The organism is Pseudomonas sp. WSY_20 (assembly GCF_043104335.1).
Lineage (GTDB): Bacteria > Pseudomonadota > Gammaproteobacteria > Pseudomonadales > Pseudomonadaceae > Aquipseudomonas > Aquipseudomonas parafulva_B.
In genome coordinates this window covers 34,744-51,006 of record NZ_JBICKP010000084.1, presented here as the reverse complement: position 1 = coordinate 51,006, position 16,263 = coordinate 34,744, and the positions used below count along the sequence as shown (strand labels likewise).

The following is a 16,263-nucleotide window of genomic DNA, read 5'->3' as shown; positions in this document are numbered from 1 at the left end:
CGGTGCGAAGGTGCACGGCCCGACCCGCGGCACTTGTCACATGGGCCCATCTGTATGTATAACCAGTATCCCGTAAAGCTGCCGTCCGACCGATTTCCGTGATTGCCCATTCTGTCGAAGATCCCCTGTATTACCTGCATAACTTCCGCCAGGTCCTGTGCTGGGTGGGGCAGCGCTATGCAGACCTGCTCGATCTGAGCGAGCAGGCGTTCATCGCTGCGTTCGCCGAGTTGGACCCGCCTGCACAAGCGATCATGGTGCGCATGGTCATGCGCAAGGGTGAGCTGTTTCGCGATGATCGCCTGCAGTATGCCGAAGTCGGTGATACCGGGCAGGCTTTGGCACCTCTGATCGGCCTCGGCTGGGTGTGCGAGCCCGAGCACTTGACCCTCGAGCAGTTGTTCACGCTCTTGCGCAAGGATGAACTGGCGCAGTGCTTTGCAGCGCAGCTCAGCCGGCCGCGGGCGGCCAAGCATGAGCTGCTGGCCGAGTTGCAAGCATTGGAACTGGCTCCGCGGTCGCTGCGCCAATGGTTCGCCGACAGTGAGCTGCGTATCGTGCAGTGGTGTCGACAGCCGGTCTGTGACCGAATTCGGCTGCTGTTTTTCGGCAATCTTTATCAAGACTGGTCGGACTTCGTGCTCGCCGACCTGGGGGTGCTGCGCTTCGAGCAAGTAGCGTTCAGCGCTGACTCGCGGGCCTTGCACCAGCGCTCGGAGGTTGATCTGGCCCTGGCGCTGCACCAGTGCGCCGAGCGTCTTGAGGAGGGCGCCGATACCGCTTCGATCCTGGCGACACTGCAAGGCTTGCACAGTGGCAATGCATGGCTAGCCAGGCGCCGGGCGCGGTTGCTGTTCGCGCTGGGCCAGCAGTGCGAACGCAACGGCGAGTGGGATCAGGCCATGGCGGTGTACGCCCAGTGCGCCCACCCCCAGGCGCGCATTCGTCAAGTACGCGTACTGGAGCGCACACAGTCCTGGGAGCAGGCCCATGCCCTGGCTCTGCAACTGGCAGCAGCGCCGGCCAATGCGCTCGAGGTACAGGCGCTGGAGCGCATGTTGCCGCGCCTGGCGCGCAAGCTCGGCGGGCCACCTCAGCGTCGCCAGCGCCTCAAGCCCGTCGAAGTGATGGAGCTGGAACTGCCCAGAGCCCACGCCGAGCTTGGCGTCGAGGAAGCGGTGCGACAGCATCTGGCTGCGGCGGGTGGGGAGGTTCACTATGTGGAAAACACTCTGTTCAACAGCTTGTTCGGCCTGCTGTGCTGGGAGGCCGTGTTCGCCCCGGTCCCAGGAGCCTTCTTCAACCCGTTCCAGTCGGCGCCACAAGACCTGCACGACAGCGACTTCCAGCATCGGCGCAGCCAAGTGTTCGAGCGTTGCCTGAGCCGGCTGGACGACGGGACACATCGGCAGGCCATTCTGGACTGCTATGCCACCAAGCGCGGCCTGCAATCGCCTTTCGTGTTCTGGGGCATGCTCAGTGAAACCCTGCTGGACCAAGCCTTGGGCTGCTTGCCGGGCGCCCATCTGAAGCAGTGCTTTTTGAGGTTGCTGCAGGACATTCGCAACAACCGCACCGGTATGCCGGACCTGATCCAGTTCTGGCCGGAGCAAGGCCGCTACCGCATGGTGGAGGTCAAGGGGCCAGGTGATCGCCTGCAGGACAACCAGCTGCGGTGGCTGGAATTCTGCCGCCTGCATGGCCTGCCGGTCGCGGTGTGTCATGTGCGCTGGAGCGAGGCGGCGTGAGCTACAGCGTAGCCGTACGGGCGTTGTGTGAGTTCAGCGCCAAGGTGGGTGACCTGGACCTGCGCTTCACGCCGTCGCCCACAGCCCAGGAAGGCATTGAAGGCCATCGGCGCGTGGTCGCCCGCCGGGGGGCGGGCTATGAGTCGGAAATCGCCCTTGAAGGGCAGTTTGAAACCCTGCGTGTTCGCGGACGCGCCGACGGCTATGACCCGGCCTGCAACCGCCTCGAAGAAATCAAGACCCACCGGGGTGACCTGGCCCGCCAGCCTGACAATCATCGCCAATTGCATTGGGCTCAGGCCAAGGTCTATGGCTGGCTGCTGTGTCAGGCGCGTGGCCTGTCAGCCCTTGATGTGGCCCTGGTGTATCTGGACGTCGACAGTGACGGGCAGACGCTGATCACCCAGCACTGCACGGCGACTGATCTGCAGGCCTTCTTCGACGACCAGTGCCAACGGTTTCTGGCCTGGGCTCACCGTCAGCAACGACGCCTTGCGCAGCGCGACCAAGGGCTACTGGCGCTGCGCTTTCCCTATCCGCAGTTTCGGCAAGGGCAGCGGCAGCTGTCTGAGACCCTGTACAAGGCCGTGAGCACTGGCCGCTGCCTGATGGCCCAGGCCAGTACCGGCATCGGCAAGACGCTTGGCACGCTGTTTCCCTTGCTCAAGGCCATGGTGCCGCAGCAGTTGGACAAGCTGTTCTTCCTGACAGCCAAGACACCGGGGCGCGCGCTGGCCCTGGATGCCCTTCGCCAACTGACCGATACCCAGGCCCAGCCCGGCTTGCGCACGCTGGAGCTGATCGCCCGCGACAAGGCCTGCGAACACCCGGACAAAGCCTGCCACGGGGAGTCATGTCCGTTGGCGGCGGGCTTCTACGACAGGCTGCCTGCCGCACGCGAAGCCGCCGCTGGCCAGCCCATGCTCGACCGCAGCAGCCTGCGCGCAGTGGCGTTGGCCCATCAGGTATGCCCTTATTACCTGGGGCAGGAAATGGCGCGCTGGGTCGATGTGCTGATTGCCGACTACAACTACTACTTCGATGCCCACGCCTTGCTCTTCGGCCTGGCCCAGGCCAACCAATGGCGTACTGCCGTTTTGGTGGATGAAGCCCACAACCTGGTCGAGCGCGGCCGCAGCATGTACAGCGCCAGTCTCGATCAGGGCCAGCTGCAGGCATTACGTCAACGTAAGCCGGCCGGGCTGACCACGGCGCTGGACCGTTTGAATCGGCAGTGGAATGCGCTGCACAAGGAACAGCGCGCGCCGTACCAGGCCAGTGACGCGTTGCCCCAAGCGCTGCTACGCGCGCTCCAGCAGTGCACCAGCCTGATCCAGGAGCAGATGAACCAATCCCCGGCGCATACCGATCCGCACCTGCTGCAGTTTTTCTTCAACGCGGTGCAGTTCAACCGGGTGGCTGAACTGTTCGACGAGCATTTTCTTTTCGACATCAGCGTGCGCAACGGCCCACGCAATAAGCGCTATTCCACCTTGTGCCTGCGTAACGTCAACCCGGCGCGGCTGCTCGCGCCCCGTATGCAGGCGGCCCGCAGCGTGACCTTGTTTTCAGCCACCCTGAGCCCCCGGCGCTTCTACCACGACCTGCTGGGCATGCCGGCGGACACCGCTTGGCTCGAGGTAGCCGCGCCGTTTCGCGCCGAGCAGCTGGAAGTGCGCATCGCAAGTCAGGTTTCCACGCGTTATCAGCAGCGCAGCGCCTCGTTGGCGCCGATCGTCGAGCTGATTGCGCAGCAATACCAGCGCCTTCCGGGTAACTACCTTGCTTTCTTCAGCAGCTTCGAATATCTGCAGCAGGTGGCCGAGCTGCTGGCGCGCCAGCACGGGCAAATCCCCCTCTGGTCGCAAGCCCCAGGGATGGACGAGGGCGAGCGTCAGGCGTTTCTCGACCGTTTCGTCGAGGGCGGCCGCGGCGTAGGGTTTGCGGTGTTGGGCGGGGCCTTCGGTGAAGGGGTCGATCTGCCGGGGACGCGCTTGATCGGCGCGTTCGTGGCCACTTTGGGCCTGCCCCAGGTCAACCCGATCAACGAGCAGTTCAAGCAGCGGCTTGGTCGCCAGTTCGGCGCTGGGTTCGACTATGCCTACCTGTATCCAGGTGTGCGCAAAGTCATCCAGGCAGCAGGCAGGGTCATCCGGGGCGACCAGGACCGCGGGGTACTGGTACTTATCGACGAGCGCTTTGCCGAACCCCGTGTTCAGCAGATGTTTCCAGGCTGGTGGCCGCCAGCGATTGCTTGACACTGCAGCGCGGGCCCTTTGCCGCTACTGATGAAAAGGCAGCTTTAAGGCCCTGCGTTCGTTCTGGTGGGCCCTTTGCGGTAAGATCAGCGGCCACACCGTTCCACAATCCGTTGTATTTGAGGGCGGTTGAGCGTGTCAGGTTCGCAGTGGCTTGGCCCGTGCGCTGTCTCCGAGGCCTGAGAATGGGTAGCTTGCACTCATCGTCCGCCTGCGCTGCAACACGGCTACAGGATTTATGTTTTGTCCGAACTTTCGAAAAACCCGCTCTTGCAGTACATGGACCGGCTGGCGCCCTCCAGCCAGCAGACCATGCGCTATATCCTCCAGGACGCTGCCGACCGGCTAGGGTTCGTGGACTGCAACCTGGTCGATGTGCCGTGGCATCAGCTCGAGCCTGGTCATGTGATAGGGCTGGTCGCCGCGCTGCGCAGCGATGGTTTTGCGCCCAATAGCTCGTCGCTGTACGTCAACGCCATCCGCGGCGTGATGAACGAGGCCTGGCGACAGGGCCTGATCGACCACGAGCACCTGCTGCGCATGCGTGAGGTCAAACCTGCCACTGGCTCGCGACTACCGCCTGGTCGCAACCTGCGGCGCAGCCTGATTCGGGAACTGATGGACGTCTGCGCCGCTGACCCGCGCCCGCAGGGCGTTCGTGATGCGGCCATCATCGCCTTGTTGTACGGCACCGGCATGCGCAAGTCGGAATCGGTGGACATCGACCTGGACCAGGTGGATTTCGAGGCGCGCAGTTTGCAGGTGGTGGGCAAGGGCAATCACCAGCTGATCAAGTACGCACCGCCCTGGGCCTTCGAAAAACTGCAGGCCTGGCTTGACCTGCGGCGCGCTGGCTTGCCTGTTGGCGCAGAGGACGATCCGTTCCTGTTCAACCGAATTCGGCGGGGCAACCACATCACCCGGGCTCGCATCACCAAGCATGCGATCTACTACATTGCCCGCCAACGCGGTGCGCAGGTCGGTGTGAAGATCATGCCGCACGATTTTCGTCGCGCCTTCATCACGCGGGTCATCGAAGAGCATGACCTGTCCATCGCTCAGAAGTTGGCGCACCACGCCAACATCCAGACCACGGCCATCTATGACCGGCGCGATGACAACGAACGTCGGCGTGCCGTGGACCGTTTCGACTACTGAACACGCCTGTCCCTTGTCGCAAGACAGCCCACCCCATGCCTAGGCCCACGAGCACCTCAATGGCGCTCGTGCATGCCCTCGGCTAGTGCGCGCACCAACCAGCTGCCCAACGCGGGCGCAGCGCTTTGATTCAAGCATCTACCGCTGAGCTGCCGAATTGGCCCATTCCCTGCTATGTCCACCTCGAGAATTTGATCGAGTGGTCAGGCAGGAACGCGTAGTCGTCCCCGCCCGGTCCCCTCGCAACGGCCATCAGGCCACGCACTACAAGGGCTGCAGGATGATGCTCGCAGAGCCGCTAAAAGCATTGGACGACCCGACCGGGTGGAGCGCTTGTCTGCAATTGCGTTTTGTCGTACGCGAGGGTGTGACCCGCCTTGGTGCGCGCCGGCATTTCGGACCTCTTTTGGTGCAGCGGCCATTCTATCCGGAAGGCGTGCCATGCCACGTCTATGTCCTGCACCCGCCAGGCGGCATCGTCGCCGGTGACCGGCTAGAGTTGGACATCAGCCTGGGGCCCGGTAGTCACGCGCTGCTTACCATGCCGGGGGCGAGCAAGTTCTACCGCAGCGTGGGCCCAACGGCGCGCCTGACCCAGCGCTTTCACCTGGCAGCGGGCAGCACACTGGAGTGGCTGCCTCAGGACAGCATCTTTTTCAATGGTGCCAAGACAACGCTCGAGAGCCGCTTCACCCTCGAAGCCGGCGCTCGACTACTGGCCTGGGAAACCTTGTGTCTGGGTAGGCCGGTCATGCAAGAGCGCTTTGAGCAAGGCGCGCTCGACAGCCTGCTGAGCATCGAGCTTGCAGACCAAATCGGCCTGCACGAACGCTTGCGGGTGCGCGGTGGACGCCTGGAGAAGCTCGGTGGTCATCCGTTGCTGGCAACGTTCTGCGCTGCGCCCGCCAATCAAGGCACGCTTGAGGCCATACGCCCGCATCTGGACGCGCTGGGTATCCCGGCAGGCGCGACGCTGCTCGGCTCGCTGCTGGTGATCCGCCTGCTCGATCACGACAACCAACACCTGCAACACACCCTGCAACGCCTTTGGCAGGTGCTGCGTCCGGCCATCCTGGGGTTGTCCGCCTGCCCGCCACGAATCTGGGCCACCTGAAGAGAGTACCAATGGAGCTGACCCCTAGAGAGAAAGACAAACTGTTGCTGTTCACCGCCGCATTGCTGGCCGAACGGCGCCTGGCCCGTGGCCTTAAGCTCAACTACCCCGAGGCGGTGGCGCTGATCAGCGCGGCGGTGCTCGAAGGGGCACGTGACGGGCGTACGGTCGCCGAGCTGATGAGCCTTGGCCGTGAAGTACTGACCCGCGAGCAGGTTATGCCCGGCATCGCCGAGATGCTGCACGACGTGCAGGTAGAAGCAACGTTTCCCGATGGCACCAAGCTTGTGACGGTGCATGACCCCATTGTCTGAAACCCCACCGGAGCCCCTGATGATTCCAGGTGAAATCCAGGTCGCCCTTGGCGACATCGAGCTCAACAGCGGCCGTGCCACCGTCAGCGTGAGCGTTGCCAACCACGGCGACCGCCCCGTGCAGGTCGGGTCGCATTACCATTTCTACGAGGTCAACGCGGCCCTGGTCTTCGAGCGTGGCCCCACCCGCGGGTTTCGCCTGGACATCCCGGCAGGTACCGCCGTGCGTTTCGAACCAGGCCAGGCCCGTACCGTGCAGTTGGTCGCCTATGCCGGCAAGCGCGAGGTGTATGGGTTTCAGGGCAAGGTCATGGGGCCTTTGGAGCGTGAAGCATGAGCCGACTGTCTCGCCAGGCCTATGCCGACATGTTCGGGCCCACGGTAGGGGACCGGGTACGCCTGGCCGACACCGAGCTGTGGGTGGCCGTCGAAAAGGATTACACCCTGTACGGTGAAGAGGTGAAGTTCGGCGGCGGCAAGGTCATCCGTGACGGCATGGGCCAAGGGCAGATGCTGGCCGCCGAGGCCATGGATCTGGTCTTTACCAATGCGCTGATCATCGACCACTGGGGCATCGTCAAAGCTGACATTGGCATCAAGCATGGCCGCATCGCCGGCATTGGCAAGGCCGGCAACCCTGACGTCCAGCCAGGCGTCACCTTGCCGATCGGCCCTGGCACCGAGGTGATTGCGGCCGAAGGCAAGATCGTCACAGCCGGCGGCATCGATTCGCACATCCATTTCATCTGCCCCCAACAGGTGGATGAAGCCCTCAATAGCGGCGTGACGACCTTCATTGGCGGTGGTACCGGGCCCGCCACCGGCACCAATGCCACCACCTGCACTCCAGGCCCCTGGTACTTGGCGCGCATGCTCCAGGCAGCCGACAGCTTGCCCATCAACATAGGGCTGCTAGGCAAAGGCAATGCATCGCGTCCCGAGGCACTGCGCGAGCAGATCGCCGCCGGCGCCGTGGGGCTGAAGCTGCACGAGGATTGGGGCTCGACCCCAGCGGCCATCGACTGTTGCCTGGGGGTGGCCGAGGAGATGGACATCCAAGTGGCCATCCATACCGACACCCTCAATGAGTCCGGCTGCATCGAAGACACCCTGGCCGCCATTGGCGAGCGCACCATCCATACCTTTCACACCGAAGGGGCTGGCGGGGGCCATGCGCCGGACATCATTCGGGCAGCGGGGCAGGCCAATGTACTGCCGTCCTCGACCAACCCCACGTTGCCTTACACGGTCAATACCGTGGATGAGCATCTGGACATGCTGATGGTCTGCCACCACCTGGACCCGAGCATTGCCGAAGACGTCGCCTTCGCCGAGTCGCGTATCCGGCGCGAGACCATTGCGGCCGAGGATATCCTGCACGACATGGGCGCCTTCGCCATGACATCTTCCGATTCCCAGGCCATGGGCCGGGTCGGAGAAGTCGTGCTGCGCACCTGGCAGGTGGCGCACCAGATGAAAAAGCGGCGCGGGCCCCTGGCGCCCGACACGGCGTATAGCGATAACTTCCGGGTCAAGCGCTACATCGCCAAATACACCATCAACCCTGCGGTCACCCACGGCATCGCCCATGAGGTCGGCTCGGTCGAGCCGGGCAAACTGGCGGACCTGGTGTTGTGGTCTCCGGCGTTCTTCGCGGTCAAGCCGGCGTTGGTGATCAAGGGCGGAATGATCGTCACTGCGCCGATGGGCGACGTCAACGGCTCGATTCCAACGCCGCAACCGGTGCACTACCGACCGATGTTCGGCGCCCTGGGCGCGGCCCGCCATGCCACCCGCATGACCTTCCTGCCGCAAGCCGCAATCGACGATGGCCTGCACCAGGCGTTGAACCTGCGCAGCCTGATCGGGGTGGCCCACGGCTGCCGACGGGTGCGCAAGGCCGACATGATCCACAACACCCTGCAACCGGTGATCGAAGTCGATGCCCAGACCTATCAGGTCAGGGCCGACGGTGAACTGCTGGTGTGCGAACCGGCCACCGAGCTGCCGTTGGCGCAGCGCTATTTCCTGTTCTGAAGGAGCCCCGATGTTAGTTCTGACCCGTCGTATCACCGACCCCGGCACCCATGCCGTAACCGGCACTGTCACCCTGGATGTGGACAGCCGCATCAAGAGCCGTTTGCGGGTAACCCTTGACGATGGCCGCGAAGCGGGCCTGATGCTCGAACGGGGGCACTTGCTGCGCGGCGGAGAACTGCTGACGGATGCTACCGGCAGCCAGTTGATCCGGGTGCAGGCCGCGGCCGAAGCAGTCTCGACCGTGCGGTGTGCAGACCCGCACCTGCTGGCACGCGCCGCCTACCACCTGGGGAATCGACACGTACCTCTGCAGATCGAGCCTGGCCTGCTGCGCTTTCAGCATGACCATGTGCTCGATGACATGCTGCGCGGCCTGGGCCTGACCGTGGAGGCCGAACAAGCGCCTTTCGAGCCTGAGGCCGGTGCCTACCAGAGCACACCCCATACCCATGGCCATGGTCACCCCTTCGTGCGCCTGCCTGCTCATTCCTGACCCTACTGGAGCTACCTATGAAAAAGACGTTCGCGCTGTTGTTACTGATGCTGGCGTTGCCCGCTTTCGCCCACCCTGGTCACGATACCCACCCGCTACAGGACGGGCTGTTGCACCCGTTGACCGGGCTGGATCACCTGTTGATGCTGCTGGGCACTGGCGTGTTGGCGGCGCTCACTGGCCGCACGTTGCTGCTGCCCTTGGCGACATTGGCGGCGATGTTCGCCGGTGCTGTAGGGGGACACTTGTTCGGCAATGTACTGGGCATGGAAACCCTGATTGCAGGCTCGCTGGTGGTGGCCGGTGCGGCCATGCTGCTGCCAGCACGGCAACTGCTGCTGGCGCTGGCCATGCCGGTGTTTGCGCTGTTCCATGGCTGGGCGCATGGGGTAGAGGCGACGCCCAGCGCGTTCTGGCAATTCAGCGCAGGCTTCGTTGCAGTGAGCGGGCTGTTACTGGCCTGTGGCTACGCAGCAGGCTTGCTGCTGCGCCGCCATGCACGGCTGCAGAAAGCGTTCGGCGGTGGGCTGCTGGCCGGCGCAGCACTGGTGCTGGCCGGTTGATGAGCACCGATCTGGCGTTGCTGCGGTTGCTGCAGCTGGCAAGCCCCGGCTTGCCGGTCGGGGGCTTCACCTATTCGCAAGGCCTGGAATGGGCAGTCGAGGCAGGGTGGGTCAAGGACACAGATGGTTTTGCCGCCTGGCAGCGCGAACAGATCCAGGACACCTTGGCGTACCTGGACTGGCCCGTGCTTGTCCGCCTGTACAACGCCTGCCTGGCCAGCGATGCCCAGGCCTACGCCCATTGGTGCCAGTTCTTGCTGGCCAATCGCGAAACGGCAGAGCTGCGCCTGGAAGAGCAACAGCGTGGGGCCGCCCTGGCGCGACTGCTCGACGGTTGGCAGCTGGCCCAGGTTCCGGCTTGGCGTGACAGCCTGGGGCTCACCCAGCTGGGTGGCATGGCCTGGCTGGCCGTGCATTGGGCGATCCCCTTGCGGCAACTGGCCATGGGCTACGGTTTCGCCTGGCTTGAAGGGGCGGTAATGGCCGGTGTCAAGCTGGTGCCGTTCGGCCAACAGGCTGCCCAGACCCTGCTGCACGCGCTGAGCAATGACTTGCCCGAGGCATTCGACCACGCCCTGACCCTTGGCGACGACCAGCTTGGCGGCGGCTTGCCACTGTTGGCCATCGCTTCATCGCGTCATGAAACCCAATACACCCGTTTGTTCCGTTCTTGAGGACTGCCTGAATGCAAAGCTATCAACAACCCCTGCGTGTCGGTGTGGGTGGCCCCGTGGGCTCCGGCAAGACCGCATTGCTCGAAGCGCTGTGCAAGGCCATGCGCGACCATTACCAGATCGCGGTGGTGACCAATGACATCTATACCAAGGAAGACCAGCGCATCCTGACCGAAGCCGGTGCACTTGAGCCTGAGCGCATCGTAGGCGTCGAAACCGGCGGCTGCCCGCACACGGCCATCCGTGAAGATGCGTCGATGAACCTCGCAGCCGTCGAGGAGCTGGCACGCAAGTTTGGCAACCTTGAAGTCATCTTTGTCGAAAGTGGCGGCGATAACCTGAGTGCGACGTTCAGCCCCGAGCTGGCCGACCTCACTATCTACGTGATCGACGTAGCTGAAGGCGAGAAGATTCCGCGCAAGGGTGGACCCGGCATCACCAAGTCGGATTTCCTGGTCATCAACAAGACCGACCTGGCACCGTACGTTGGGGCTTCACTCGAAGTAATGGAGCGTGACACCCAACGGATGCGGCCCGAGCGGCCCTGGACGTTCAGCAATCTGAAAAAGGGGGAGGGGTTGCAGGCGGTGATCGACTTCATCATCGAGCGGGGCATGCTGGGCGTGCGAACCTGACACCCGCTTGATGGGCAATACCCAGCCAGGCGGGTATGCCAGGCTGGGTAGACGCGACCCGGCAGCGCATCAGCCTGAGTGCGCGACGTGCTCCGGCGTCAGTTCATCCTGGAAATCCTCCTCGCCAGGCAATGCGGTGATCACGCTGAAGTCACTCACCTCGACCTGCCCACCGCCATAGCCCAGCAGGTGGAAGGAGAAGGCCTTGCGCTCCACCGGGTTGTCGAAACCGAACTCCATCTCCAGCGGCTCGTCAGCGGTGACCCTGACTTCCTCGGGCAAGCCTAGCGGCACATCCTGCTCCAGTTGCTTGGCCTTGAGCTGGATATACGCGGCGTGCCTGGCGTCCAGCGCACGCACCTTGACCCTGACCCGCGTGCGCGAGCCCTCGGGCATTTCCAGGTACTGCGCGCCGATCAGGTTATCGGCCCAATCGTCATGGATGCGCTTGCGCAACTGGATGGGTGAAGGCCCGCCAAATTGATAGCGCAGGTTGAGGGGGCTTTGCATCAGCGACTGGTCCAGTACGCCGGCCAATGCCCCCATCTGCTGGCCCAGTGCGCTGTCGCCCTGGTCCAGGTAGCGGGCCTGATCGGCAATGAAACCTTCGCTGGCGTAACGGCGACAGCGCTGCTGGAAATCGCACTCGGTAAACACGCCCTTGCCGTTGTGGTAGCGGAGCATGCCATTGGTGAACGAGATCATTTCACGACCGGTGTCGTAGTCTCGGTACATCGACCGCCCGCCAAGGGCCAGCGGGATGGGCAGCGCGAAATAGTCCAGCAGCGAAGTGGCCAGGTCGACATGCCCGTAGGTGCCGCCCTTGAGGTGAGGTAACTGGGCCTGATCGGGTGCGAGGGTCAGGTTGAAGCCCCAGGAAGAGGCCAGACGCACCCCATCGATGCCGTGGGATTCATCCGAGGTGATTACCACCAAGGTGTCCTTGAGCACGCCCCGGCGCTCCAGGTTATCCAGGAAGGCCCCCAGGGCATCGTCCAGATAGGCCACGGCGGCCTGCTTGGGCGTGTCGAAGCGCGCCAGGTAATCGGCAGGGGCGGAGTAGGGCTGGTGGGTGCCGACGGTGAGCAGGGTGAGCATCCACGGTTTGTCTTGCTTGCGCAGTTGCCCGACGTAATTCAGTGCGCCCTCGAAAAAGGCTCGGTCATCCTTGCCCCACGGGAAGTCCAGGTAATTGCGGTTGGCGAACCACTCCACGCCATGTACCGAATCAAAACCTATGTGGGGCATGATGCGGTCCTTGGCCATGAAACGAAGCCCAGCGCCCTGCAGGTAATGGGTGGTAAAACCAGCCTGGCGCAACTGTGCCGGCAGGCAGGCCTGGTTGCGCTCGGCCTGGGTCAGCAACTCCACGCCCTTGGGCGTACCGTTGGCCAGCTTGTCGTAGTCGCCACAGAGCATTGCATACAAGCCGCGTATGGTCTGATGGCTGTGCAGGACATAGTCCGGGGTGTTCATGCCCCGCGCTGCCCATTGGCTCAGGCGCGGCATCAGGTCTTCGTCGAAGCGGCTGTGCAGCGCCTCGCGATTGGGGCGCAGGTAGGCACCCGGTATGCCCTCGAGCGTGATGACCAGCAGGTTGCGCGCGCTGCCCGGGCCATCGAGCAGGCGTTGGCCGTTGAGGTCCGACTGGGTGAGGCCGGCGCTCGGCAGGGGGGTGAACGGCGTCGCCTGGCCGCTCCAGCGTTGCACCTGGCGCTGCACATCGCCCACCGCCGCAGAGACGAGCTGATGGCCCAGGTTGTATTGACGCCACTGTTCGGCATCGGAGGGTGCCAGGTGTTGGCTGGCCCAATGCACGCCGAACAACGCCAGGACCGCCATCCACGCCTTGCGTGGCAGCGATCGGCCAGGCTGTGTACGCGTCTTCCACGCCCAGGCCAGCCAGGCCAGCAGCCCGGCACCCAAGGACCAAGGCAGCCAGGCGTGGGCCAGACCGCCCCCGGTGGAGTTCTCCATAAACTGCGGGTCGACCAGATAGGCGAGGTCTGCGCTGGTGGGCAACCGTCCCACCGCGCTGACCAGTTCGGCCGAGGCGACCCAGAGGAGGGCCCACGCCAACAGCACCGGCAGCGCCAGCCACCAAGGCCGGCGGTGCAAAAGCAGCACCAGTGCGCCGCCCAAGGCCAGGTCGGAGAGATAGCCAAGCGGGTTGGACCAGCCCAACACGGCACGTGCGCCCAGAGGTAGCACCAGCACCAACACGGCCAAGGCGGCGAGCCGCTGGTGTGAGGGGTCTGAAAGGCTCTTCACAAAAATCTTTCCTTTGCCATTAAATCGTCATCAAACTGTGGCTGATGATAACAGGCCGAGGCCGGGCAAGGCGGGCGTGCAAAGCGCGGGCACACAAAAGGAGGCCCGCGTAAGCGGGCCCGGTGCGTCGTTCATCAGAAGTAGTAAGGGAATTTGAGGCTGAACGAGAAATCGGGCGCATCATCTGTCAGCCCAATGGACAGGTTGGGCACGATCGTGAGGTTGTTGGTCGCCGCAAACGTCATGCCGACGTTGAAGTTGGCCGCGTTGTAGTCGCTGTTGGAGACCGATTGCCAGTCACCACCGTCGGGCTTGATCTTGCTCTTGCGTCCGAACTGGTCGGAGACCGAGAACGACATGCTCATCTTCTCGTTCAGCGCGAAGGCAATACCCGCACCGATCTGCCACGAGTCGCCCAGCTTCACGTCACCTGGGACCTTGCTGTTGACCTGCGGGCTGATGTCGCTGAAGGAGTCTTGCAGGTTGTATGTGTAGGACAAGCTGCCGAACAGCACGGCCGGATCGAACGTCTTGACCAGCGAGATACCCGGCGTGATGGACCAGACCCCATTGCCGGTCGGCAGGCTCTCGGGCACGGAAAGATTGTCGTTGCCCGCCACTTCGCGCAGCTTGATCCCATAGGGGTCCTTGCCGGTCGGCGCCTTGACCCGCAGGGTGGCCACGGCGTCTGGCCAGGTCTCGGATTCGTCCAGGAACTTGTAGGCGACACCTACGTTGATATCGCCGATTTCCGGGTCCCGCGTGACCGTGGCGTCCGAGGTGCTCGGCCCGGCACCGCCTGCGCCGCCAGACGAATAGGTGGACTCGCGGTAGATGACCGGGACGTTGATGTCGAACTGCCAGCGCTGGTCCAGGTTGTAGCGTGCCGTCAGGTCCAAGGTCCAGTTGTCGGCCTTGATCCGGTCCAGGTTGATATTGCCCAGGAAGATCGAATCCAGCGCCAGGAAGCCGTTGAGGGTCAGGGCGCGGGTGTCGTAGTGGGTGTAGGTCAAGCCGGTTTCGAGGCTGAACTTGCCACCCCCGAAGAACCCGCTGGCCTCGTCGTACAGGTTGGAGACGCTTTGCGCAGGCTCGGAGTCTGCGGCCAGCGCCTGTCCATACGAACTGCCGGTGGTCCCAGGCGCCCCGGCAGCGACGGTCTGGGCCCCCTTGACCCGTTCGCTGGGCGATCGCACCAGGCGTTTTGGCGGGGGCGCGGCCGGGGTTTCTTCGACCTGGCGAACCCGCTGCTCCAGCACCATCAGCGCCTGCTGCTGGGCTTCATAGCGGCGCTTGAGTTCGGTCAGTTCCTGTTTGAGTGCTTCTACTTGCGGATCTACAGCGGCGTACAGCGATGTGGCGGGTGCCAAGGTTGTCAAACACACAACCGCTTTGAGTGCTAACGATCGTTGCATGAAGATGCCGTCCCTTCCGACTGCTGTGATGAGACTGAGCGTAGATCAGTATCCGACAGAGCGAAGCCCTTTGAGCTGGTCCAGGCTGCCATTTAGCGAAGCGGCAGTCGGCAGGTTCTGGCGCATGACCACGTTCAGGGAGGTGACGTTGTTCACCAGGTTGCCATTGCCAAGCACGGTGGTGTTCTGCATCAACCCGCCCTGGGCCAGGCGCTGCACGCTGCTGCCCTGGTTGGCGTTGGCGTCTATGTTCATTTGTACGCCCACGCCTGTGGACGATACGCTCAGCGCGCCGGCACCGTTCTCGGCCATCAGCGTCTGCCCAGCGGCCAAGACCTGGCCATGGGGCTGCACGGCGGGGGCCTGATCGGCCTTGGTCACGTTGACGTTTACAGTGTTGTACGCACTGTTGTCGTCGCCGGCCGCGCGGACCACCTGGGTCACCCCCTGGGTGGTGCCGAGCCCGGCACCGCCGCTCACCGTGCCGCTGCCTTGGGCGACCGGCTGGGCGCCTCCCTGGGCCGTCGGCGCGCCGTGCTCATCGATCAGCGAGACATAGAACTGCGGCTTGATCGTGGCCTCTTGCACCTGCAAGGTGCTGCTGGCGCCTATCACTTCACCGCGCGCGTTCTGCCAGGTGCTGCTCATGACGATGCCAAAACTCACGATTCGGCCCGGCATCACGTAGCGCCCACGCAAGCTCGCCAGCTCCTGGTCCTTGAGCTCGATGGGGTGCAGCACTTCGGCGTGGACAGGCAGGCAGGCCGTCATGCAGGCCAGCACCAACCAGGTAGGGGTCTTCATGCAATGCTCCCCGGCGCATCATGCACCTTGTTCTTGGAAGAGGCGTTAGAAGAAATCGCTTCGAATGAAGCCGTAGTCCAGCAGATCGGCATCCTTGACGGGCGTGAAGCCGTCCAGGCGGCCTTTGGCCGTCAGCGGCAACGGAGGGTCGAGCAGGGCGTTGTGCTTGTCGTAGCCCTGGCCGATCACCGCGAAGATGATGCCGTTCCAGCCCTTGAGGAAGTCCTCGGTTCTGTAGCGCTTGTGCCCCAACACCGGATCGCCGATGTAGACCCAGCCTCGGTCGACCTTCTGCATGACCACAAAATGCTTGTAGCCGCGGATGTCCATCAGTACCACCACCGGGATTCGTACGCTGTTAAGGGTCTCGGGCGCCACCCGGTATCCCCGGGCGCGCATGCCCAGGCTTTCCACGTAGCGCTTCATGTCGAGCATCGAAAACCCCTGGGTGCGGACCAGGTTCTGGTCGGCATGGGTCAGCATGCCTTCGATGATCTGGTGTTCGTCCACGTCCAGCCAGTAGGCCTGGCGCAGGATGGTTGCCAGCGCGGCGGCGCCGCAGCTGAAGTCGGTTTTCTGTTGCACCAAGTCGGCGAACTTGCGTTCGCGCATGCTCTGGATGGGCTTGAACACCACCGCACCGCCGGGCAGGACGGACAGGGGCATCTGGGCTGCTTGACCCATGCTGGCCAGGCACAGCAGGAACGCCAGGGCGAATACGCGCATGATCGACGCCTTTGGATGCGTTGAAGATAGGCCCCCTGAAAGGGGGCCTT

Annotated in this window: 15 protein-coding genes; 11 read left to right on the top strand and 4 right to left on the bottom strand. The window is 63.6% G+C overall.

The features are described 5' to 3' along the window. The first annotated feature begins 98 nt into the window (after positions 1-98). The 11 genes from ACF8E5_RS20830 to ureG all read left to right on the top strand — a co-directional run bounded on the left by ACF8E5_RS20830 (position 99) and on the right by ureG (position 10,997). On the top strand, positions 99-1,748 hold the full coding sequence (locus ACF8E5_RS20830; RefSeq protein ID WP_078478698.1) for a VRR-NUC domain-containing protein: 1,650 nt from the start codon (positions 99-101) through the stop codon (positions 1,746-1,748). Next, positions 1,745-4,006, top strand: coding sequence for an ATP-dependent DNA helicase (locus ACF8E5_RS20825; RefSeq protein WP_392475738.1), 2,262 nt, complete (start codon positions 1,745-1,747; stop codon positions 4,004-4,006). The genes ACF8E5_RS20830 and ACF8E5_RS20825 overlap by 4 nt, the downstream gene beginning before the upstream one ends. Before the next feature lie 243 nt (positions 4,007-4,249). Beyond that, a complete protein-coding gene (gene xerC, locus ACF8E5_RS20820; RefSeq protein WP_197844804.1) occupies positions 4,250-5,164 on the top strand; it encodes a tyrosine recombinase XerC in 915 nt (304 codons plus the stop codon). Between the two features lie 280 nt (positions 5,165-5,444). Continuing rightward, a complete protein-coding gene (locus ACF8E5_RS20815; protein WP_326384080.1) occupies positions 5,445-6,278 on the top strand; it encodes an urease accessory protein UreD in 834 nt (277 codons plus the stop codon). A gap of 11 nt (positions 6,279-6,289) precedes the next feature. Then, positions 6,290-6,592: an urease subunit gamma gene (locus ACF8E5_RS20810; RefSeq protein ID WP_003253929.1), complete on the top strand. Its 303-nt coding sequence runs from the start codon at positions 6,290-6,292 to the stop codon at positions 6,590-6,592. Between the two features lie 19 nt (positions 6,593-6,611). Further along, the gene (locus ACF8E5_RS20805; protein WP_028687722.1) at positions 6,612-6,929 is read left to right on the top strand and encodes an urease subunit beta; all 318 of its coding nucleotides are present in this window, start codon (positions 6,612-6,614) and stop codon (positions 6,927-6,929) included. After that, positions 6,926-8,629: an urease subunit alpha gene (ureC, locus tag ACF8E5_RS20800; protein ID WP_058639350.1), complete on the top strand. Its 1,704-nt coding sequence runs from the start codon at positions 6,926-6,928 to the stop codon at positions 8,627-8,629. Before ACF8E5_RS20805 ends, ureC begins: the two co-directional genes overlap by 4 nt. Before the next feature lie 10 nt (positions 8,630-8,639). Next, complete coding sequence (gene ureE / locus ACF8E5_RS20795; RefSeq protein WP_058639349.1) at positions 8,640-9,125, top strand: urease accessory protein UreE; 486 nt, start codon at positions 8,640-8,642, stop codon at positions 9,123-9,125. 17 nt (positions 9,126-9,142) lie between these two features. Further along, complete coding sequence (locus ACF8E5_RS20790; protein WP_058639348.1) at positions 9,143-9,688, top strand: HupE/UreJ family protein; 546 nt, start codon at positions 9,143-9,145, stop codon at positions 9,686-9,688. Further along, entirely contained in the window at positions 9,688-10,362 is a 675-nt protein-coding gene (locus ACF8E5_RS20785; protein ID WP_058605132.1) for an urease accessory protein UreF, read from the top strand. The genes ACF8E5_RS20790 and ACF8E5_RS20785 overlap by 1 nt, the downstream gene beginning before the upstream one ends. 11 nt (positions 10,363-10,373) lie before the next feature. Further along, positions 10,374-10,997 (top strand): urease accessory protein UreG, encoded by a 624-nt coding sequence (gene ureG / locus ACF8E5_RS20780; protein WP_027915537.1) that lies wholly within the window; start codon positions 10,374-10,376, stop codon positions 10,995-10,997. 69 nt (positions 10,998-11,066) lie between these two features. On the opposite strand, the gene ACF8E5_RS20775 is transcribed toward ureG, so the two are convergent. From ACF8E5_RS20775 to ACF8E5_RS20760, 4 genes are all read right to left on the bottom strand, one after another. Continuing rightward, positions 11,067-13,268, bottom strand: coding sequence for an LTA synthase family protein (locus ACF8E5_RS20775; RefSeq protein WP_078478691.1), 2,202 nt, complete (start codon positions 13,266-13,268; stop codon positions 11,067-11,069). Positions 13,269-13,402: 134 nt separating this feature from the next. Next, positions 13,403-14,683, bottom strand: coding sequence for a hypothetical protein (locus tag ACF8E5_RS20770; protein WP_058605135.1), 1,281 nt, complete (start codon positions 14,681-14,683; stop codon positions 13,403-13,405). A gap of 45 nt (positions 14,684-14,728) precedes the next feature. Continuing rightward, positions 14,729-15,487 (bottom strand): hypothetical protein, encoded by a 759-nt coding sequence (locus ACF8E5_RS20765; RefSeq protein WP_058639346.1) that lies wholly within the window; start codon positions 15,485-15,487, stop codon positions 14,729-14,731. Positions 15,488-15,532: 45 nt separating this feature from the next. Then, positions 15,533-16,213, bottom strand: a complete 681-nt coding sequence (locus ACF8E5_RS20760; protein ID WP_023533487.1) for a C39 family peptidase — start codon at positions 16,211-16,213, stop codon at positions 15,533-15,535. Between the last annotated feature and the right edge of the window lie 50 nt (positions 16,214-16,263).